Raw genomic sequence first — 20,750 nt, 5'->3', positions numbered from 1 at the left:
GTGGATACCAATGCGTTGGGCCCGCGAGGCAAGTACCCACCAACGGTAGGTACCTACGGCGCCAAAAAAAGGGCGCCCGGAGGGCGCCCTTTTCATTGCATCAACGCGGTCGACTCAGCGCCAGACCTTGATCTGCTCGCTGTCCACCCGCTGCATCGGCTGGCCCGGCTTGCAGTTGAAGGTGGCGCCGAAGGCCGGCAGGTTGGACAGCGCGCCGTTGGTGCGCCAGCGGCCCGGGGCGAGGACGTCGGAGGTCAGGCGCTGGGCGGCTTCGTTGGGCGAGAGCTGCTGCGCCCACAGGTTGGCCCAGGCGCGGAAGAAGCCCTGCTGGGCGGCAGGCTTGGCGCTGGGTTCGGCTGCCTTGTACGCCTCCCAGGCAAGTTCCAGCCCGGCCAGGTCGGCCAGGTTCTCCTCGCCGGTCAGCTCGCCGTTGACCTTGGCGCCCTTGATGCCGGGGAAATCGTAGCCGCTGTACTGCTTGGCCACGCCGGTACCGAGCAGGGTCCAGGCGGTCTTGTCGGCCGGAGTCCACCAGCTGCGCAGTTCGCCCTTGGCATCCACCAGTGCGCCCTTGGCGTCGATGGCGCGGGTCAGTTCATGGGCGACCAGCGCGCCGAAACTGCCGTACTTGTCGGCGGCATCGGCCTTGGCGTTGAACACCGGGCCCTGCAGTACCGCGGCGGTGACGATCAGGCGGTTCTGGGCGATGTCGTAGGCCAGCGCCGGCTGCTGCGGCAGCACGTCCCAGCGACGGTCGGCGTTGCCCTTGCCGATCCGCTTCATTTCTTCGCGGTGGCGCCAGGTCGAGGCGATCAGCATGTTGCCGCCGAAGCTGCCACGGCCCATCGGCTGCACGCTGTAGTCCAGGTCGCGCAGCGGGGTGCCGATCTCGATTTTCAGCGCGGCCAGCTTGGCCTGCGCCTCGGTCTTGGCTTCGGCGCTCAGCCAGGTGCTGCGCTTGACCGCATCGATCTGCACCTGGCGGATCCTGTCGACGATCACCGCCGCCTGGCGGCGGTCGTCGGCCGCCAAGTACCTGCTGGCGTATTCGCGGCCGAGCATCGGGCCGGCGGCGACGTTGATCGCATCCAGGGTCTGCTCCCAACGCGCCGGGGCGATGGTCTCGCCACGGATCACGCGGCCACGGAACTCGAATTCGGCATCGCGGTAGGCCTTGGACAGGTACGGCGCCATGGCATCGCCCACCCGCCAGCGCAGGTAGGCCTTCCACTGGTCCGGCTTGATCCGGCCGACCATGCTGTCGAGCTGCTTGAACAGGGCAGGGTCGGACAGCGAGACCAGGTCGTCGTTGACGCCCTGCGCCTTCAGGAACGCATCCAGCTGCAGGTTGCGGTAGCGGCTGTTGAGGTCCTTGGTGGAAATCGGCGCGTAGTTGTTGAACGGGTTGTTGATCCCGGCCAGCGACTGCGCGTTGCGCGCCAGTTCGGTCTCCAGCGCGATCACTGCCTGCGATTCGGCGTCCAGCTTGGCCGCCGGGGTGCCGGTCAGCGCCAGGATCTGCTTGACGTAATTGCGGTAACGGCCCATCAGCGCGACGGTGTCGGCATCGGTGCGGGTGTAGAAGGCCGGGTCCGGCAGGCCCATGCCGCCCTGCATGAAGTAGCCGATGTGGCGGTCCAGCGCCTTGAGGTCGACATCGGGGCCGAAATTGAAGGCCACCGGGATGCCGACCTGGTGCAGCGCGGCGATCGAGGCCGGTACGTCCTTGGCCTTCTTGATGGCGTTGATGCGGTTCAGCAGCGGGGCGATCGGGTTGGATCCATCGGCTTCCACCGCGGCCTCGTCCAGGCCGCTGGCCCAGAAGTCGCCGAGCAGCTTCTGCACGTTGCCCTGCGGGGTCTTCATCGACGCATCCAGCAGCTCACGCTGCTGCTGGCGGGTCCGTTCGGCCAGCTGCCCCAGCGCGGTGGTGGCGCCGGTCTGCGGGACCGGGTTGGCCTTCAGCCAGGCCGCATTGTTGGCATCGTAGAAGTCGCTGCACTGCGCGCTGACGGCCGGCGCACGGGCGGCCTTCTTCTTCGGCGCGGCATGCGCATCGTGGGCGATGACCAGGGAGGCCAGGCTCAGGCCCAGGGCAATGGCGAGCGGACGGAAGTTGGGCATGTAAAACAAATCCATCGAGGATTGAAGATCGCGCGAGTGTACCAAGCAAAGGGAAAAGTGCGTGATGGGAGGCGGCAAAGCCCGTTCGGCGGCAGCCCTCCGGGAGGTGGGGGCGCGGTTTCGCAGGACACGCCGCAGGTACGTCCAGCCAAGGGTTGGCGCGCAAGCAAAAAACAAAGGCCCGGGAAATCCCGGGCCTTTGCCTGCATCACATCACGCGTTGGCGCGATGGCTTACCAGATCACCACCTGCTGGTCGCCGGCGCGGACCATCGGCGAGCCGGCCTTGCACTGGAAGGCGGCGGCGAAGGTCGGCAGGTTCGACGGCGCGCCCATCGCGCGGAACTGCGCCGGGGCGTGCGGATCGGTGGCCAGGCGGACCTTGGCGTTCTCCGGGGTGTACTTGGTGCGCCACACGGTGGCCCAGTTGAAGTAGAACCGCTGGTCGCGGGTGAAGCCGTCGATCTTCGGATCTTCCTTGCCGGCCGAGGCCTTCTGCAGGGCGTCGTAGGCGGTGGCCACGCCACCCAGGTCGGCGATGTTCTCGCCCAGGGTCAACTTGCCGTTCACCGCCTGGCCGTCGACCTTGTAGCCGTCGAACTGCTTGATCAGCTTGCCGGTCAGGCCGCTGAAGTTCTTGGTGTCCGCCTCGCTCCACCAGTTCTCGAAGTTGCCGGTGGGCCCGAAGCGGCTGCCCTGGTCGTCGTAGCCATGGGTCATTTCATGGCCGATCACCGCACCGATGCCGCCGTAGTTCAGCGCGTCGTCGGCCTTGGGATCGAAGAACGGCGGCTGCAGGATGGCGGCCGGGAACACGATCTCGTTCTGCAGCGGGTTGTAGTAGGCATTGACCGTCTGCGGGGTCATGCCCCACTCGGTCTTGTCCACCGGCTTGCCGATCTTGGACAGGGCCCACTTGTAGTTGAACGCCTGGGCGGCGCGCACGTTGCCCAGGTAGCTGTCGCGGCCGGTGCTCAGGCCGTTCCAGTCGCGCCACTTGTCCGGGTAGCCGATCTTGGGGGTGAAGGTTTCCCACTTGGCGATCGCCTTGGCCTTGGTCTCATCGCTCATCCAGGTCAGGCCCTGGATGCGCTCCTTGAGCGCGGCGGCCAGGTTCTTGACCAGTTCTTCCATCTTGGCCTTGGCTTCCGGGGAGAAGGCGACCTTCACATACAGCTGGCCGAACGCATCGCCGGCATCGTTTTCGATGGTGCCCAGCACGCGCTTCCAGCGCGGCTTCTGTTCCTTCTGGCCGTTGAGGGTCTTGCCGTAGAAGTTGTAGTTCTCGTCCACGAACGCATCGGCCAGGTACGGCGAGGCGCTGTCCACGGTGTGGAAGCGCAGGTAGGCGCGCCACACGGCCGGGTCGGTGTCGCCCAGCGCCTTGCTCACTTCCTGGTGGAAGGAAGGAATGGCCAGCGAGAACTTCTCCGGCGCGGCGATGCCCTGGGCCTTGAAGAATTCGGTCCAGCTGAAGTTCGGGGTGAGCTTGTCGGCGTCGGCGACGCTGACCGGGTTGTAGTACAGCGACACATCGCGCGACAGCTCGACGCTGGACTTGGAGGCCTTGGCCAGGCGGGTTTCGAACGTGACCACGTCGGCAGCCTGCTTGGCCGCATCGGCGGCGGCCACGCCGGACAGTTCCAGCACCTTGGCCACGTGCGCCTGGTAGGCCTTGAGCTTGTCGGCGTTCTTGGCGTCGGTGTAGTAGGTGGTATCGGGCAGGCCCAGGCCGCCCTGGCTGGCGTAGGCGATGTTCATGCTGGAATTCTTGAAGTCCGCTTCCGGACCGAAGCCGAACAGCACGTTCTCGCCCTTGGCAGCGGTGCTGCGCAGGTAGCCGGCGATGGCGTCCTTGCTCTGCAGGCCATCGATCGCGGCCAGGTCGGCCTTGATCGGCTCGATGCCCTGGGCGTTGATCTTGGCTTCGTCCATGCCGGTGGCCCAGAAGTCGCCGACGATCTTTTCGATGCCGTTGGGGTTCTTCACGGCGGCGACCTGCTCGGCGAGCTGGTGCTGCACGGCGACCGAACGCTCGTCCAGGATGGTGAAGGCGCCCCAGCTGGTGCGGTCGGCCGGAATTTCATTGGCGGCCAGCCACTTGCTGTTGACGTAGTCGCCGAACGCGCCGCAGGCGTCCACGCTGGTGTCCAGGTCGGAGGGATGGAAGGCGTTGTAGGCCGGCAGCTTGCTTTCGTCGAGCTTGTACTCGGTGGCCGCGGCGGTGGCGGCGGGAGCCGGGGCGGCGGCGTTGTCGGCAGCCGGGGCGTCTTTCTTGCCGCAGCCGACCAGGGCGGCCGAGACGGCCAGGGTCAGCAGGACAATCTTGGGAGTGCGAGCGATCACTAGTTTGGCCTCCAGGCCGATAGGTCATGCGTGGGCGGGCCCCAGCGGGGCCGTGGGCCAGACGATACGCCGCCGGGCCGGCCCGCAAGGGTGTCGAAGGTCATGGCCGTTGGCAAGCCTGCCCCGCCCAGCGCAGGAGCCCGGCCCGGGCAAGCCGGATGCACCGGAACGGCAAAGCGGCCGCGACAGCGGCCCCGCTGCCGGTGTATACCTCGGGCATGGCAAACCCCTCTGCACGCGTGTGGGACGCGGTGATCATCGGTGCCGGCCACAACGGGCTGGTGTGCGCGGCCTACCTGGCCCGCGCCGGCCGGCGCGTGCGGGTGCTGGAGCGGCGCGGGGTGGTGGGCGGGGCGGCAGTCACCGAGGAATTCCATCCCGGTTTCCGCAATTCGGTGGCGTCCTATACGGTCTCGCTGCTGCAGCCCCAGGTGATCGAGGACCTGGAACTGGCCGCGCATGGCCTGCGCGTGGTGCCGCGGCGGGTCAACAATTTCCTGCCGCTGGACGGGGATTACCTGCTGGCGGGTGCCGGGCTGACCCGATCGGAAGTGGCGCGTTTCTCCGCGCGCGACGCCGAGCGCCTGCCGTTGTTCGAACAGCGCCTGGAAGCCTTTGCCGACGTACTGCGCGATTTGGCCCTGCAGGCGCCCCCGAACGTGGGCGAGGGCCATTGGCTGACCCAGCTGCCGGCGCTGTGGCAGGCCGGCCGGCTCGGCCGGCGCCTGCATGGCCTGGCGCCGGCGCTGCGCCAGGAGCTGCTGGACCTGTTCACCATTTCCGCGTCGGAATACCTGGACCGCTGGTTCGAGAGCGACCCGGTCAAGGCGCTGTTCGGGTTCGACGGCATCGTGGGCAACTATGCCAGTCCCGATGCCGCGGGGTCGGCCTACGTACTGCTGCACCATGCCTTCGGCCAGAGCAACGGGGTGAAGGGCGCCTGGGGCCATGCGATCGGTGGCATGGGCGCGATCACCCAGGCGATGGCGCGTTCGGCCAGCGCCGCCGGGGCGCAGATCGATGTCGATGCCGGCGTGCGCCGGGTGCTGGTCGAGCACGGCCGCGCCGTCGGCGTGGAAACGCTGCAGGGCGAGGTGGTCCGCGCGCGTGCGGTGGTCGCCAACGTCAACCCCAAGCTGCTCTACGAACAGCTGCTGGCACCTGGCCAGGTGCCGGCCGCCACGCGCGAGCGCATGGCCAACTGGCGCTGCGCGTCGGGCACCTTCCGGATGAACGTGGCGCTGTCGGCGCTGCCGTCCTTCACGGTGTTGCCCGGGGCAGGGGACCACCTCACCGCGGGCATCATCATCGCGCCGACGCTGGCCTACATGGCGCGCGCCTACAGCGATGCGCGCGAGCATGGCTGGTCGCGCGCGCCGATCGTGGAACTGCTCATTCCCAGTACGCTGGACGACTCGCTGGCGCCACCCGGGCAGCACGTGGCCAGCCTGTTCTGCCAGCACGTGGCGCCGGTGCTTTCCGCCGGGCGCAACTGGGATGACCATCGCGACGAAGTGGCCGATTTGATGATCGCCACGGTGGACAGGCACGCACCGGGGTTTGCCGGGCTGGTGCTGGGCCGGCAGGTGTTCAGCCCGCTCGACCTGGAGCGCACCTTCGGCCTGATCGGCGGCGACATCTTCCACGGCGCGCTCAGCCTCAACCAGCTGTTCAGCGCCCGACCGATGCTGGGCCAGGCCAACTACCGCGGGGCATTGCCGGGCCTGTATCTGTGCGGCGCCGGCACCCATCCCGGCGGCGGGGTAACCGGCGCCCCGGGGCATAACGCGGCCAAGGTGATCCTGGGCGGGTAGATCCGGGCCATGCCCGGATAGAACGGCGCCGGCGCGGGCATGCCCCGGCGCACGGTCAGGGTTTGTCGCTGGCCGGTTCCAGCGTGGGCATCTCGGTACCTGCGTCCGGTTCGGGCAGGTTCGGTAGCGGGGCCACCTCGGGAATGCGCGAGGCCTTGTCGAGCGGTTTGACCTGCTGCACGCTGCCGACATCGACGGTGGCGATGCGTGGTTTCATCCACACCGAGTCGTGCCAGGCCTGGTATTTGGCCGGGTTCCAATAGCGTTCGTCGTAGAACTTGGAACCGTCGATCTCTTCGGGGCCGGCCGGGCCCATCACCACAATGCGCAGGCTGCCCACCGCGCCGGTGCGGCTGCCGGTGGTGCCCTTGCGTTCGCGGCGCAGCACCGCGGCGATGCGCGGCTTGGCCGCCGCGTCGCCATAGCGGGCGTAGAGCGCCTCGCCTTCGGCGATGGCCCGCTCGCGCTGGGCCGGGTCCAGTTGGCTCCAGTAGCGTTCGCGCAGCTCGACGAAGCCTTCGTAGCCGCGTTCGGCGGCCAGGTCCATCCAGGCATAGGCCAGGGCGCGGTCCTGGGCGGTGCCGGTGCCGTTCCACAGCATTTCGGCCACCATCGCCTGCGATGGCTTGTCGGCGTACTGGGAGGCGTACTGGAAGAAGCGGAACGCGCCTTCGCGGTCGCCGGCCTTGTGTTTTTCCAGGCCGAGCAGGCGGAAGCGCAGGTCCGGATGACCGTTGAGGAAGCCGGCGCTCACCATCAGCCGGTCCTGGGTCGGGTCGGTCGGGCCGGGCGCTGCGGCGAGCGCGCCGGCGCCTGTGATCAGGCCAGCGAGCAGCGCGCTGGTTGCCATCCATTGCCGGTAATTCATTTGCAGGTTCCCGTCACGGTAGTGGTATCACCGGGGCAGGAGATGCCCCGGTCTGCATCGCAGCGCAAGTCCATCGCCGGGAACCGTGCCGGTCCCGGCGATGCCCGGCTCAGTCGCGGCCGGCCGGCGCGCTGCCGGCGCCGATGTGGCGGTCGAAGAACTTGAGCATTTCCGTGTACAGGTTGACCCGCGCATCCTCGCCGTAGAACCCGTGCATTTCACCGCTCTGGATGATCATGCCCTCCGGCTTGTTGCCGGCGGCGATCAGCGCCTTGTTCATCATCTCGGTCTGTTCGGGAACGGCGCGCACGTCGCGGGCACCGGCGGCCAGATAGACCGGGATCTTCACTTCGGCCGCACGCAGGGCCGGCGAGGCGCGGTTCCAGTCGACGCGGTCGGTGCCGTGGGTGCGGCGCAGGTAGCGCAGGCCAGAGTCGCGCTGGGGGATGTCGCCTTTCTTGAACAGCAGGTCCACGTCGTACACGCCGACATAGCCGAACGCGCACTTGAACAGGCCCGGTTCGCGGATCGGCGCCATCAGCGCCGAATAGCCGCCGAAGCTGCCGCCGTAGATGCAGATGCGGTCGCGGTTGATGTAACCGTTGTCGATCGCCCAATGGGTCGCTTCCAGGATGTCGTTCTGGATGCCCTGGTCCCACTGGCGGTGGCCGGCGTCCTGGAAGGCCTTGCCGTAACCGGCCGAGCCGCGGAAGTTGACCTGCAAGGTGGCATAGCCGCGGTTGGCGAACAGCTGCGCTTCGGGGTTGAAGCCCCAGTTGTCGCGCGGGCCGATCGGGCCGCCGTGCGGGTTGACGATCAGCGGCAGGTTCTTGCCGTTGGAGCCGTTGGGAAGGGTCAGGTAGCCGAACACCTTCTTGCCGTCACGGGTGGTGATGCTGAACGGCTTGATCGACGCCATGTTCTTCTTGTCGATCTGCGGCCGGCGCGACATCAGGAAACGGGCCTTGCCGTTGTCGCGGTCGTACAGGTACAGCTCGCCGGGATTGCTGTCGCTGTAGACGCTGACGATGATCTTGCGGCCGTCCTGGGTGTAGCTGGAAAAATCGACCATCTGCCCGTCGAAGGCCGCGGCCAGGGAGGCATACAGCTCGGCGTCGGGGTGGCTTTCATCGATCAGCTTGACCGCCGGCGCCGCCGCCTCGGTGACCACGCCGATCAGGGTGCTTTCGTCGGTGGACCAGATGTAGTTGGAGACTTCGGCGACCGGGTCCTGGAACAGGGACTTGAATGCACCGGTGGTGGTATCCAGGACGCCTACCGCGGCCGGGGCCTTCTCGTCGTTCTGTGTGGCGTAGACGGTGCCGTTGTTGGTGGTGGTGATCACGTCCAGGTGCCTGCCGTCGGCCTTGGAGGCATTGAGCAGGGTCCAGCCAGCGCCATCGCGGCGGTACAGCTCGCTGCGTTCCTCGTACTCGCCCTCCTCGTTCTTGCTCGAGCTGCACACCGCAAAGCGCGGCTCCTTGGCCGCATCCAGCGCAATGCTGCAGTTTTCCTTGGGCGCGCGTCCCAGCGAGGTGCGGCGGCCGCTGATGGTGTCCATGCGCACCACTTCGGTGTTGCCGCCTTCGGAGGAGCGCGCCGAGACCGCCTGCATGATCACGTTCTGGTCGTCGTTCTTGAGCGTATCGAGCAGCGAGAAGCTTTCGCGGCCCACTTCCTTGCCACGCTGGGTGGCATCGCGGGTGCCGTAGAAGATCAGCGGACGCGCCTGGCTGCCGTCGGCATTGACCGCGTACCACTCACCGGTGGACATCGGCGAGGCATAGCCGCCGAGCTTCTTGACCGCGTTGAACATCAGCCGGTTCGGGCTGGTCCAGTAGAACGAGCCGACGCTCTTCTTGTCCGGCAGCACATTGACCTTGATCGGCTTGAGGTCGCTGGTGCGGATCACGGTCAGCACGTCCTGGTCGCCCTGGTCGACGGTGATCGCCAGGTACTCGCCGGTGGGCGAGATCTTGACCGAGCTGTAGGCCGAATGGCCGACGAAATCCTTGACTGCTTGCTGGGGGGCGGCGGCGAGGGCGGGCGGAACAGCCGCCGACAGGACCATCGCCAGGAGGGGCAACATGCGCTTCATACGCATTCTCCGAATGAGTGAGTCAGATACAGGTACTCGACAAAGCGAAGAGCCCGGCAGGGCCGGGCTCTCCGTTGCGACGCGGGTGGATCAGTTCAGCTTGTACTCGAACTGCACGAAGATCTCGCGGCCGATCGCACTGTAGTTGTAGAAGAAGTACGGATACTCGTTGTAGGTGCTGTCCTTGGGTCGCAGCGTGTCGAAGACGTTGTTCACGTACAGGCCGATGGTGGCCTTGTTGGTGATCTTCTTCTGCACGTTGGCGTTCCAGATCACATACGAACCGATGCGGTCGGTTTCGCCCCAGTTCGGCAGCGAGCCCCAGCGGAAGCCGTACACGTTGGCCGCCCAGTCGTCACGCTCCCAGCCGGCAGTCCAGTTGATGCGGCTGCGGAAGTTGAAGAACTGCATGTGGTCGCGCACGTTGCGGGTCGGGCTGCCGGGGAACTCCTTGTCTTCCAGCTTCAGCACGTGGGTCCAGTTCAGGCCCAGGTTGTAGTCGCCCCAACGGTCGGTATCGATCTTGTACTTCCACGACACGTCCAGGCCCGAAGTGCGCTGGGTGGCCTGGTTGAACGGCACCGAGTGGTAGTCGATGATCTTCTCGTCTTCGTCAAGCGCCGGGTTGATGCCTTCGCGGCCGACCAGGCTGCGGAAGTAGTCGCAACCGGCCGACGTGCCGTCCACCGGTGCGCCGTCGCGGGTGCGGCCCAGGCGGCAGTCGGCTTCATTGCGCGCCAGGTAGCTGAAGGAAATGTCCTTGACCGCGCCTTCGAGGGTGATGTTGTAGTAATCCACGCTCAACGACATCTGATCCATCACGTCCCAGACGAAGCCCACGGTGGTGGACTTGCCGGTCTCTTCCTTGAGGTTGCGGTTGCCCTGGCGGTCGCCCTGGATGGAATAGTTGTAGTCGGTGCCCGCGCCGCAGTCGTCGGTATTGAGCGGATTGAGGCCGTCACGACGGCAGCGGTATTCGTCGGTGATGCCGTTGAGGAAGAAGCCGGACGGCTCGGCGAAGATGTAGTGCATGTCCGGGGCGCGGAAGCTGGTGGCATGCGAGGCACGCAGCAGCAGGCTCTCGAACGGGCGCCACTCCAGCCCGGCCATCCAGGTGGAGGCGGCATCGACCGAGCTGGCGTCGTCGTACTTGTCGTAGCGGCCGGCCAGGTTGGCCTTCAGCGTGCTGAAGATCGGCACGCTCAACTCCAGGCCCGCCGCGTAACGGCTGCGCTTGCCGCCACCGCCGGTGGCGGTGCGGCCCATCGGGCTTTCGGTGCCGGTGTAGTCCTGCTCCATGCGGAAGTCCGGCGAGATGTCGTACTTCTGCTTGGCCACTTCCAGCACGCTGGCCATCGCCAGCGGGCCGGCCGGCAGTTCGAACAGATCGCCGCTGAGGGTGAAGGTGCCCTGGCTGGCCTCCGACTCGGCGCTGCTGTTGTAGGTTTCGCTGAAGGAAGCGACCTGCTCGGGGGTCAGCGGGTTGAGCAGGCGATCCACGTTCATTCGGTAGATCGGCACGCCGTTCGGCCGGGTGCCCAGGCGCGGGCCAAAGAAGAAGTCGCGGACCCGGCTGGCCACCGGCCAGTTGAACTTCTGGTCGGCGGTATAGCGCGAGTGCGAAACGGTGGCGTCCCAGTCGAAGCGGTCGGCGATGTTGCCGCGCAGGCCGAAGGCCAGGTCGAAGGACTTTTCGGTGTAGTTGTTCTGCGCGCCCTGGCTGCCCACTTCGCTGGGGGTGAAGAAGCGGTTGATGTTGCCGACGGTGCCGCCGAACTGCGGATCGTAGTGGCTGGTGATGCCCAGTGCGCCACCGCTCTGGAAGAAGCGGGTGGCACTGGAAATCTTCGCCTTCGACTGCGACGCGCTCAGCTGGCCCCAGGCCTGCAGGCCGTCGTTGAAATCAAACGTGCCATACAGGTAGCCCGACTGCGAACTGTCGGAGTTGCGTACGGTCTGCGTGGCCGGGTAGCCGAAGTAACCGCAGCGGTTCGGTGCCGCGGCAGCGGGGGTGGACTTGAAGGTTTCGAAGTCCGGGAAGCGGCCGCAGATTTCTTCCATGCCCGGTGCCGGCCACTCGCGGATCGCGCCGGCGCCGCGGTTGACGGTGAAGCGCACGCCTTCGATGGCCGTCGCATCTTCCGGGTTGACCGACGGGTCATCGCGGTAGGAATCCATGAATTCGCGCTGGCTGGCGTAGATCGCCTCGCGTTCCATGGCTTCGAAGGCGTAGGTGACGCTCCAGTTGCTGCCGGTCTTGCCACCCACCCACTGCAGGCGGCCCGAGTCGCCACCGCCACGGGTGGTGGTGCCACCGCGCAGGGTGATGGTGTCGCCCTCGAAGTTGGTCTTCATGATCACGTTGACCACGCCGGCCACCGCATCCGAACCGTAGATCGCCGAGGCGCCGCCGGACAGGATTTCGATGCGGTCGATCGCCGCGGCCGGGATGTTGGCCAGGTTCACCGCGTTGGACTGGCTGTTGTAGGGCAGCGGGTAGTCGGCGGCGCGGCGGCCGTTGATCAGCACCAGCTGGTAACCCGGGCCGAGGCCGCGCAGGTTCAGGAAGCTGGCGTTCTGGGTGAAGCTGCCCGAGGACAGTTCGTTCTGGACCGAGCCGGTGAACTGGCTCAGGGTGTTCAGCGCGTCATAGACGGTGTTGAAGCCCTGCTTTTCGATGTCCTGGGAGGTCACCACGACGACCGGGGCCGGGCCTTCGACTTCGGCGCGCTTGATGCGCGAACCGGTCACGGTGACCTTGTCCAGCTGGGTGGCGCCGCGGGTGCTGGCGGCGGTGTCGGCCTGGGGCGCGCTGGCGTCCTGTGCGAAGGCGGGCGTGATGGCCGATACAACCAGTACCGAGGCCAGTGCAAAGCTCAGCGGGTTGCGGCTGGGCAGCTTGCGGTTCGTCATGAGTAAAAACCCCCTAGAAGTCATTTGTTTGCACCTGGCGTCTGCTGGGGCGTACCCGCGCCCGACATCCTTGTGCCCCATCGAGGCCGTCGATCATGGCCTCTGAATCAGCTTCACCAGCCGATGACTCGAGGTTAACACGGCCTTAACATGACCTGTCAACTGTTCATCAAGGGGTCATAAAGACACGATAGGCAAGGTTGTCGGCATTGGCGCAATGGCGTGTTCAAGTAATTGAAAAATAATAATATTTTATGGTTTCAGATGAGATTGATCGCATGGGTTCCGGCCACAAGCGTCAGCGGCGTCGTGAAGCGGGGAGCCAGGTGGCGTTCATTTTCGGAGGCGCTTGCCCTGGCGAGGGCTGCAATCCAGTCGGGACAGGACAGGACAACTTCCCGTCGGCAAACCGCAACTGGGCTCTGCGGAGCTGTCCGGATTGGCCCGCCGGCGCGGCGCAGGCGGTGGCCCTGCACGCACGCCGGCCGCCCAGGCCGTCCTGACGATGGTTGTATAGTGATGGGTTCACCGTCGCCGTTTTCCCGGAGTCCAGAGCAGTGAGCGCCAACCAGTCTCGTCGTCCCCATGCCAGCCAGGTGCAGAAGGGATTGACCCCGCATGCACGCATCCGCAACGTGATCGCGGTGGGGTCGGGCAAGGGCGGGGTGGGCAAGTCCACCACGGCGGTGAACCTGGCCGTGGCGCTGGCCAGGCTGGGCGCGCGGGTGGGCCTGCTGGATGCGGACATCTACGGCCCCAGCGTGCCGGCGATGCTGGGCCTGAGCGGCCGTCCGGAAAGCCCGGACAACAAGTCGATCGAGCCGATGCGTGCGTTCGGCGTGGAGACCATGTCCATCGGCTACCTGATCGAGGACGAGACACCGATGATCTGGCGCGGCCCGATGGCGACCTCGGCGATGACCCAGTTCTTCAACGACACCCTGTGGGACGACCTGGATTACCTGCTGATCGACCTGCCGCCGGGTACCGGCGACATCCAGCTGACCCTCACCCAGAAGATCCCGCTGGCCGGCGCGGTGATCGTCACCACCCCGCAGGACATCGCCACGCTGGATGCGCGCAAGGCGCTGAAGATGTTCGAGAAGGTGGAAGTGCCGGTGCTGGGCATCGTCGAGAACATGGCCGTGCACACCTGCAGCAACTGCGGGCAGGTCGAGCACCTGTTCGGGCAGGGCGGCGGCGAGCGCATGGCGGCCCAGTACGGCGTGCCGCTGCTGGGTTCGCTGCCGCTGGAGATCGGCATCCGCGAACAGGGCGATGCAGGCACCCCGATCACCGCCGCGGCGCCGGAATCGCTGGCCGCGCAGGCCTATCTCCATGCCGCGCAGCGGCTGGTCGAGGAAATCGGCAAGCGCCCGCGCGCCAGCATTCCGATCCTGTCATCGCTGATCTGAGCCGGTCTGCCGCAGTGCCCTCCAACAGGCCCGGCATTGCCGGGCCTGTTGCGTATCGGGCACCGGCCAGCCGCTGGCCAGGGCCCGGGCGGCTGCTAGAATCGTGCCCCGGGCGCCCCCGACCCCTTGCATCCCCCAGGACTGAGCATGAGCATCAAGAGTGACCGCTGGATCCGTCAGATGGCCGAACAGCAGGCCATGATCGAGCCGTTCGAAGCCGGCCAGGTCAAGCAGGCCAACGGCCAGCGCATCGTCAGCTACGGCACCTCCAGCTACGGCTACGACGTGCGTTGCTCGCGCGAGTTCAAGGTGTTCACCAACATCAATTCCACCATCGTCGATCCCAAGCATTTCGATCCGGGCAGCTTCGTGGATATCGTCGGCGATGAGTGCATCATCCCGCCCAACAGCTTCGCGCTGGCGCGTACCGTGGAGTACTTCCGCATTCCGCGCGACACCCTGGTGGTGTGCCTGGGCAAGAGCACCTACGCGCGCTGCGGGATCATCGTCAACGTGACCCCGCTGGAACCGGAGTGGGAAGGCCACGTCACCCTGGAATTCAGCAACACCACGCCGTTGCCGGCGCGCATCTACGCCAATGAGGGCGTGGCGCAGATGCTGTTCTTCCAGGCCGACAAGGACGACATCTGCGAAACCTCCTACCGCGACCGCGGCGGCAAGTACCAGGGCCAGACCGGCGTCACCCTGCCGCGTACCTGAGCCACCGTCCGGGTAGCGCCGGCCCACGCCCCGGGTAGTGCCGGCCGCTGGCTGGCAGCAGACAAGAAAAAAGCGCGGAGCGATCCGCGCTTTTTCCACATCTGCAGCAGGCCTGGCTGCCGGCCGGCGGCCTACTTGCGGCCGAACAACAGCCCGATGCCCACTGCCACCAGGATCACCGGCCACCAGGTGAGGATCAGCTTTCCCATGTTCATGTTGGTCCAGCCCAGGTTGCTGGCCAGCAGGAACAGGCCGACGAGGATCAGGACGATGGCGGCGATAAGGTTGGAGCGCATCAGGGGCAGGGTCCGCTAGGGCTGGGGCGAATATCCTAGCCGTTCCTTCCACAGCGCGACACGTTGCGCCAGCACGTCGGGGTCGTAGCGGTGGGCCTGGCCCTGGCCCCATACCGGGCCCGGCCAGGCCGGATCGCCCACATGGCGGCCGATCACGTGGAAATGCAGCTGCCGCACGATATTGCCCAGCGCGCCGATATTGATCTTCTCCACCCCATCGGTGCCCTTGAGCGCCTTGCAGGCCCGGTTCAATTCGGTGCGCAACTTGTCCTGCTGATCGCCATCCAGCTCGATCCATTCGGTGATCCCGGCCAGCCTCGGCACCAGGATCAGCCACGGGTAACGTTCGTCGTTCATCAACCGCACTTGCGACAGCGGCCCTTCGGCAACCAGTACGCTGTCATTGGCCAGACGTGAATCCAGTTCGAACTCGCTCATCCAAGATGCTCCGCAAAGAAGACCAGGGTGCGTTCCAGCGCCAGGGCGGCGCTGTCTGGATCATACCCATGTCCGACGCTGCGGTTGAAGGCGTGATCGGCCGGGTAGACGAAGGTGGCCATCTGCGGCAGCTTCTCGCGGTGGGCGGCGATCGCCTCCGGCGGGATGCTCTTGTCCTTCGCGCCGAAGTGGAACAGCACCGGCGCCTTGGCCGGTTCATCGAGGAACTGCACGTTGCGCGCCCCGTAGTAGCTCACCGACGGCAGGCCCAGGCGCAGCGCCGCAAGCAGGGCGATGCTGCCGCCCCAGCAATAGCCCACGGTGCCGACCTTGCCGGCCGGGGCCAGCCGCGAGGCGGCGGCGCGGACGATCTCCAGCGCCTTCTCCACGCCCAGCGCGTTGACGTGCTCCAGCCCCTGCTTCACCCCGTCGGCATCGTAGGCCAGGGCATCGGGGTCGGCTTCCGGGCCGTCGACCAGGTCGAAGAACGACGGTGCCAGCACCGCATAGCCCTGGGCCGCAAAGCCTTCGGCCACCTCGCGGATGTGCGCGTTGGCGCCGAAAATTTCCTGGATGACCACCAGCCCGCCGCGGGGCTTGCCGGCCGGTTCGGCCTGCCAGGCGCGGACCGGACCGTGATGCGTATCGAGCGTGACCCATTCACCCATGATGCGGAACTCCCATTGGTTCAGGCGTTCATTATCGGACCCCAATGGGTTAGCAGGGTGTCAGTGGCCGTGCCCGATCCGACCCCGCCGCCATGCACGGGTTCAGGGCCGGGCCGGCAACGCCGGTATACTTGCCGCCGTTTCCGGCCCCAGGTCCCCATGCCATTCCGGTGTGGGCCCAGGCCCCCAGAGTCCTGATCCATGTCCCAGCTGAACCCCAAAGTCGGCTTCGTCAGCCTTGGCTGCCCGAAGGCCCTGGTCGATTCCGAGCGCATCCTTACCCAGCTGCGCTCGGAGGGCTATGACATCGTGCCTTCCTATGATGCGGCCGACGTGGTGGTGGTCAACACCTGCGGCTTCATCGATTCGGCGGTGACAGAGTCGCTGGATGCGATCGGCGAGGCGATGAACGCCAACGGCAAGGTGATCGTCACCGGTTGCCTGGGCAAGCGCCCCGAGCAGATCCGCCAGGCCTACCCGAACGTGCTGGCGGTGTCCGGCCCGCAGGACTACCAGAGCGTGATGGAGGCCGTGCATGCCGCGCTGCCGCCCAAGCACGATCCGTTCGTGGACCTGGTGCCCGACTACGGCATCAAGCTGACCCCGCGTCATTACGCCTACCTGAAGATTTCCGAAGGCTGCAACCACAAGTGCAGCTTCTGCATCATTCCCTCGATGCGCGGCAAGCTGGTCTCGCGCCCGGTCGATGAAGTGCTGCGCGAAGCCGAGCGGCTGGTGCGTGGCGGGGTGAAGGAACTGCTGGTGGTGTCCCAGGACACCTCGGCCTATGGCGTGGACGTCAAGTACGCCGAGCGCATGTGGCGCGACAAGGCCTACCAGACCCGGCTCAAGGCGCTGTGCGAAGGCCTGTCCGAGCTGGATGCCTGGACCCGCATGCACTACGTGTACCCGTACCCGCACGTGGACGAGATCGTGCCGTTGATGGCCGAAAACCGGATCCTGCCGTACCTGGACATTCCGTTCCAGCACGCCAGCCCGCGCATCCTCAAGTTGATGAAGCGCCCCGGCGCGGTCGACAAGACCCTGGAGCGCGTACAGCGCTGGCGCCAGATCTGCCCGGACATCACCGTGCGTTCGACCTTCATCGTCGGCTTCCCGGGCGAGACCGAGGCCGAGTTCGAAGAGCTGTTGGAGTTCCTCGACGAGGCCCAGCTGGACCGTGTCGGCGCGTTTGCCTACTCGCCGGTCACCGGCGCCACCGCCAACGACCTGCCCGATGCGGTGCCCGAGGAAGTGAAGCAGGAGCGCCTGGCCCGCTTCATGGCGCGCCAGGCCGAGATTTCCGCCGCGCGCCTGGAAGCCAGGATCGGCACCGTGCAGCAATGCCTGGTCGATGCGATCGAAGACGGGATCGGGGTGGCCCGCTCCAAGGCCGATGCGCCGGAAATCGACGGGCTGGTACATATCCAGAACGCCGAGGAGGCACGCCTGCAGGTGGGCCAGTTCGTCGACGTGGAGATCACCGAAAGCGACGACCATGACCTGTACGGCGATGCCATCGTCGCCGCGCCGGTGCGCGCCGGGCTCGATCTCAAGGTGCTGTGACCGCAGCGGCCGCCGGTGGCGGCGCCCGTCGCCGTTTCGTCGCGCCGTTGCGCGGGGCCGTGGACCCGGGCTGCTTCGCGCAGCCCTTGTTCGTGCAGTACGCCAGCTTTGCTTCCCTGCTGACGGCGGCCCACTGGCCGGCCGTGGCGGCGCTGGATGCGCAGCTGTCGCTGCCGGGCAAGCGCCTGGTCGAACAGGACGACCTCCTGCTGGCCGATGGCCTGCATTACGAACAGCGCATCGCACGCGGCGGTATCGCCACCCGCGCCGACAACTGGCACGACCTGTTCAATGCACTGGTATGGGCGCGCCATCCGGCGATCAAACTGGCCTTGAACGCGCGGCAATGCCTGCATATCGATGCGATGGGGCCGGGCGAGCGCAATCGCGCACAGGCCGCGCTGACCCAGTTCGATGAAACCGGGGTGGTCGTGCGGGTGCGCGACCCTGCGTTGCTGCAGGCCTGGAACCGGCACGACTGGGCGGCGCTGTTCGTGGACGGCGCCGCGCATTGGCAGCAGGGCGATATTGCGGTGGTGGCAGTGATCGGCCACGCGCTGATGGAGCAGGCCCTGCTGCCCGGTCGGTTGCTGGTGGGCAAGAGCGTGGTGGTGCAGGGGGATGATGACGCGCAGGCGGTCGCCCACATGGCGCAGATGATCCAGGGCGGGCGCATCCTCAACGACCCGCTGGAGCTGCGGCCGTTGCCGTTGATGGGCATTCCCGGCTGGCATGCGCGCCAGGACGCGGCGTTTTACCGGCAGGCCGATTATTTCCGGCCGCTGCGGGCGGGCCGGGTATATCCCCCCGCGCGGCGGTAGATCCACGCCATGCGTGGATGCGTTGCGGTCCGACGCCGATAGCAGCGGCGATCGCATGCCGCGTCATCCACGCATGGCGTGGATCTACGGATACTCCACCGACAGGATCGCAAAGCCGTGGCGCCCGCTGGGCAGCTCCACCTCGAATTCATCGTCCACGCGCTTCTTCAACAACGCGCGCGCCAGCGGCGAGTCGATGCTGATCCAGCCGGTCGGCGCGGCGGTCTCGTCCGGGCCGACGATGCGGTAGCGGCTGATCTCGCCGCTGTCCACGTTTTCCAGTTCCACCCACGCCCCGAAGAACACCGCCTGCGCGTCGGTCGGCGGCTGGTCGACGATGCGCAGCGCGTCCAGGCGCTTGGTCAGGTAACGCACGCGGCGGTCGATCTCGCCCAACTGCTTCTTGCGGTAGGTGTACTCGGCATTCTCCGAACGGTCGCCTTCGGCCGCAGCGGCGGCCAGCGCTTTGACCACCTCCGGGCGGCGCACCCGCCACAGATCTTCCAGCTCCGCGCGCAGCCGCGCATGGCCCTGGGCGGTGATCAGGGCGGTGCTCTTCTCCGCCGGCGGGCGCCAGCGGCTCATTGCGGCAGGCGTTCCAGCGTGCTCTGCATGCCCGGGCTGGGCGTGCCATCGGCATTGAGTATTTCCAGGACATCGGCCGAGCGCACCCCGAACAGCAGGTCTTCGGGTTGCTGGTGGTCATGGTGCAGGCGCACCCGGGTACCGTCGGCTTCCAGCGACCAGGTGCTCTCGATACGGTCCCAGACCACCCCGCCCAGCATCAGGTAGCGGCCATTGGCCTTGAACTGGACGGTGCGGTGGTCGCTGCCGCCCACGCCGAACAGCCCCACCAGTTGCTGCTTGTCGATTCTTGCCGGTGCTGGTGCTGGTGTTGGTGCCGGTGCCGGTGCCGCCGCAGGCGCGGGCGCAGCGGCGGGCCCGGCGCTGGCTGCCGGACCGGACGCGGGTTGGCAGGCCGCCAGCAGCAGGCCGGTGAGCAGGCCGGTGGCGGTCTTCATTGCCGATGATCGGTCCATTCAGCGCTTGCCGCCGAACAGGCCGCCGAGGATGCCGCGCACGATCTGGTTGCCCAGTTTGCTGCCGACGGTACGGGTGGTCTGCTTGGCCATGGTTTCGATCATGCCCTGGCGGCGCTTGGTACCGAAGATGGCGTCCTTGATCGACTGGCCGAAGCCGCCTTCCTGTTCGTCATCCTGCGCACGGGTGCGCGCCTTGGGCGCGTCGGCCTGTTCCACCGTTTTCTGCGCGCGCTGGGCCAGCAGTTCGGTCGCCGACTCGCGGTTGACGGCGGTGTCGTAGCGGGTGCCAACCGGGCTGCCGGCACGCACCTGGGCGCGTTCGGCGTCGGTGATGGCGCCCATCCGGCAGCGCGGTGGCGCGATCTGGGTCTGCTGCACGGCCGAGGGAATGCCCTTGTCCTGCAGCGTGGACACCAGTGCCTCGCCGGTGCCCAGCTTGGCCAGGGTGGCGGCCACGTCCAGCTTGGGATTGGGCACGAAGGTTTCCGCGGCGACCTTGACCGCCTTCTGGTCGCGCGGGGTGAACGCGCGCAGGGCGTGCTGCACGCGGTTGCCCAGCTGGCCCAGGATGTTGGCCGGCACGTCGTCGGGGAACTGCGAGCAGAAGTACACGCCCACGCCCTTGGAGCGGATCAGCCGCACCACCTGCTCGATGCGCTGCACCAGCGCCGGCGGTGCATCGTCGAACAGCAGGTGGGCCTCGTCGAAGATGAAGACCAGCTTGGGCTTGTCCAGGTCGCCCACTTCGGGCAGCGTCTCGAACAGCTCCGACAGCAGCCACAGCAGGAAGGTGGAATACAGCCGCGGCTTGAGCACCAGCTGGTCAGCGGCCAGGATGCCGATCACGCCGCGGCCATCGTGGTTGACCCGCATGATGTCGGCCAGTTCCAGGGCCGGTTCGCCGAAGAAGGCTTCGCCGCCATCCTGGGCCAGGCGCAGCAGCGAACGCTGGATCGCCGCCACGGTCTGCGCGCTGACCAGGCCGTATTCGGTGGAGATGTCCTTGCGTTCGTCGGCGACCAGGCCGAGCAGGGCGCGCAGGTCGTCCAGGTCGAGCAGCAGCAGGCCGCGGTCGTCGGCCAGCTTGAATACGATGTCCAGCACGCCGGCCTGGGTATCGTTGAGTTCCAGGATGCGCGCCAGCAGGGTCGGGCCCATCTCGCTGACGGTGGTGCGCACCGGGTGGCCGAGCTTGCCGTACAGGTCCCAGAAGATCGTCGGGCTGGCCGCGGCGGCGTAGTCGGCCACGCCGATGTCGCGGGCACGCTGCAGCAGCGCCTCGGTGCCGGCGCCGGGCACGGCCAGGCCGGAAACGTCGCCCTTCACGTCGGCCAGGAACACCGGCACGCCGATCCGCGAGAAACCCTCGGCCAGGGTCATCAGGGTGACGGTCTTGCCGGTGCCGGTGGCGCCGGCCACCAGGCCGTGGCGGTTGCCCAGCCGTGGCAGCAGGGTCACAGCGATATCGTCGGTAATGCCTTTGCCCAGCAGGATCGGATCCATGGTCAACTCGCTGTGTGGTGTTGCTGTGTGAATGGGCAATATTCTAAACGTCGGCAGCTATCGGCCGGCGGCCCGGGTTGCCCCGATGCAAGCGGCACGGCTACTCTGCCCCATCTTT

16 protein-coding genes are annotated in these 20,750 nt (G+C 66.9%); 5 read left to right on the top strand and 11 right to left on the bottom strand.

Translation table 11 applies throughout. The features are described from left to right. Positions 1–114 precede the first annotated feature (114 nt). Together AC3ITM_RS13365 and AC3ITM_RS13360 are read right to left on the bottom strand one after the other, a co-directional pair. Positions 115–2,124, bottom strand: a complete 2,010-nt coding sequence (locus AC3ITM_RS13365) for a M13 family metallopeptidase (protein WP_489265635.1) — start codon at positions 2,122–2,124, stop codon at positions 115–117. A gap of 233 nt (positions 2,125–2,357) precedes the next feature. Further along, positions 2,358–4,466 carry a M13 family metallopeptidase gene (locus AC3ITM_RS13360; RefSeq protein ID WP_489270107.1) on the bottom strand — a complete coding sequence of 703 codons (2,109 nt, stop codon included), beginning with the start codon at positions 4,464–4,466 and terminating at the stop codon, positions 2,358–2,360. 221 nt (positions 4,467–4,687) lie between these two features. Between AC3ITM_RS13360 and AC3ITM_RS13355 the strand changes: the two genes are divergently transcribed. After that, on the top strand, positions 4,688–6,283 hold the full coding sequence (locus tag AC3ITM_RS13355; protein WP_489265634.1) for a phytoene desaturase family protein: 1,596 nt from the start codon (positions 4,688–4,690) through the stop codon (positions 6,281–6,283). Between the two features lie 55 nt (positions 6,284–6,338). On the opposite strand, the gene AC3ITM_RS13350 is transcribed toward AC3ITM_RS13355, so the two are convergent. From AC3ITM_RS13350 to AC3ITM_RS13340, 3 genes are all read right to left on the bottom strand, one after another. Beyond that, a complete protein-coding gene (locus AC3ITM_RS13350) occupies positions 6,339–7,151 on the bottom strand; it encodes an SEL1-like repeat protein (protein WP_489265632.1) in 813 nt (270 codons plus the stop codon). 109 nt (positions 7,152–7,260) lie between these two features. Continuing rightward, complete coding sequence (locus tag AC3ITM_RS13345; protein ID WP_489265631.1) at positions 7,261–9,240, bottom strand: alpha/beta hydrolase family protein; 1,980 nt, start codon at positions 9,238–9,240, stop codon at positions 7,261–7,263. A gap of 99 nt (positions 9,241–9,339) precedes the next feature. After that, the gene (locus AC3ITM_RS13340; RefSeq protein ID WP_489265629.1) at positions 9,340–12,162 is read right to left on the bottom strand and encodes a TonB-dependent receptor plug domain-containing protein; all 2,823 of its coding nucleotides are present in this window, start codon (positions 12,160–12,162) and stop codon (positions 9,340–9,342) included. Positions 12,163–12,719: 557 nt separating this feature from the next. On the opposite strand from AC3ITM_RS13340, the gene apbC reads away from it, so the two are divergent. Further along, positions 12,720–13,577, top strand: a complete 858-nt coding sequence (apbC, locus tag AC3ITM_RS13335; RefSeq protein WP_489265627.1) for an iron-sulfur cluster carrier protein ApbC — start codon at positions 12,720–12,722, stop codon at positions 13,575–13,577. A gap of 147 nt (positions 13,578–13,724) precedes the next feature. Next, positions 13,725–14,297 (top strand): dCTP deaminase, encoded by a 573-nt coding sequence (gene dcd / locus AC3ITM_RS13330; protein ID WP_228884345.1) that lies wholly within the window; start codon positions 13,725–13,727, stop codon positions 14,295–14,297. A 131-nt stretch (positions 14,298–14,428) separates the two neighbouring features. Here the strand turns inward: dcd and AC3ITM_RS13325 are convergent, their stop codons facing one another. From AC3ITM_RS13325 to AC3ITM_RS13315, 3 genes are read right to left on the bottom strand one after another with little or no spacing between them, the layout of a single operon-like run. Beyond that, positions 14,429–14,593 (bottom strand): LiaI-LiaF-like domain-containing protein, encoded by a 165-nt coding sequence (locus tag AC3ITM_RS13325; protein WP_228884346.1) that lies wholly within the window; start codon positions 14,591–14,593, stop codon positions 14,429–14,431. Between the two features lie 15 nt (positions 14,594–14,608). Continuing rightward, positions 14,609–15,031, bottom strand: coding sequence for an HIT domain-containing protein (locus tag AC3ITM_RS13320; RefSeq protein ID WP_489265624.1), 423 nt, complete (start codon positions 15,029–15,031; stop codon positions 14,609–14,611). Next, positions 15,028–15,699 (bottom strand): dienelactone hydrolase family protein, encoded by a 672-nt coding sequence (locus AC3ITM_RS13315; RefSeq protein WP_228884348.1) that lies wholly within the window; start codon positions 15,697–15,699, stop codon positions 15,028–15,030. Before AC3ITM_RS13315 ends, AC3ITM_RS13320 begins: the two co-directional genes overlap by 4 nt. Before the next feature lie 201 nt (positions 15,700–15,900). Here AC3ITM_RS13315 and rimO point away from each other — a divergent pair, with 201 nt between their 5' ends. Together rimO and AC3ITM_RS13305 are read left to right on the top strand one after the other, a co-directional pair. Next, positions 15,901–17,265 (top strand): 30S ribosomal protein S12 methylthiotransferase RimO, encoded by a 1,365-nt coding sequence (rimO, locus tag AC3ITM_RS13310; RefSeq protein WP_489265622.1) that lies wholly within the window; start codon positions 15,901–15,903, stop codon positions 17,263–17,265. Beyond that, a complete protein-coding gene (locus AC3ITM_RS13305; protein WP_489265621.1) occupies positions 17,262–18,086 on the top strand; it encodes a DUF3025 domain-containing protein in 825 nt (274 codons plus the stop codon). Before rimO ends, AC3ITM_RS13305 begins: the two co-directional genes overlap by 4 nt. Before the next feature lie 84 nt (positions 18,087–18,170). On the opposite strand, the gene greB is transcribed toward AC3ITM_RS13305, so the two are convergent. The 3 genes from greB to AC3ITM_RS13290 are packed head-to-tail and all read right to left on the bottom strand — an operon-like array spanning position 18,171 to position 20,632. Beyond that, the gene (gene greB / locus AC3ITM_RS13300; protein ID WP_489265619.1) at positions 18,171–18,671 is read right to left on the bottom strand and encodes a transcription elongation factor GreB; all 501 of its coding nucleotides are present in this window, start codon (positions 18,669–18,671) and stop codon (positions 18,171–18,173) included. Continuing rightward, entirely contained in the window at positions 18,668–19,108 is a 441-nt protein-coding gene (locus tag AC3ITM_RS13295) for a hypothetical protein (RefSeq protein ID WP_489265617.1), read from the bottom strand. The genes greB and AC3ITM_RS13295 overlap by 4 nt, the downstream gene beginning before the upstream one ends. Before the next feature lie 18 nt (positions 19,109–19,126). Continuing rightward, positions 19,127–20,632 (bottom strand): helicase HerA-like domain-containing protein, encoded by a 1,506-nt coding sequence (locus AC3ITM_RS13290; RefSeq protein ID WP_489265616.1) that lies wholly within the window; start codon positions 20,630–20,632, stop codon positions 19,127–19,129. Positions 20,633–20,750 lie beyond the last annotated feature (118 nt).

Source organism: Stenotrophomonas sp. KH_029 (assembly GCF_057839765.1).
The sequence above is the reverse complement of the archived record's forward strand: the minus strand, read 5'-3'. Positions and strand labels throughout refer to the sequence as shown.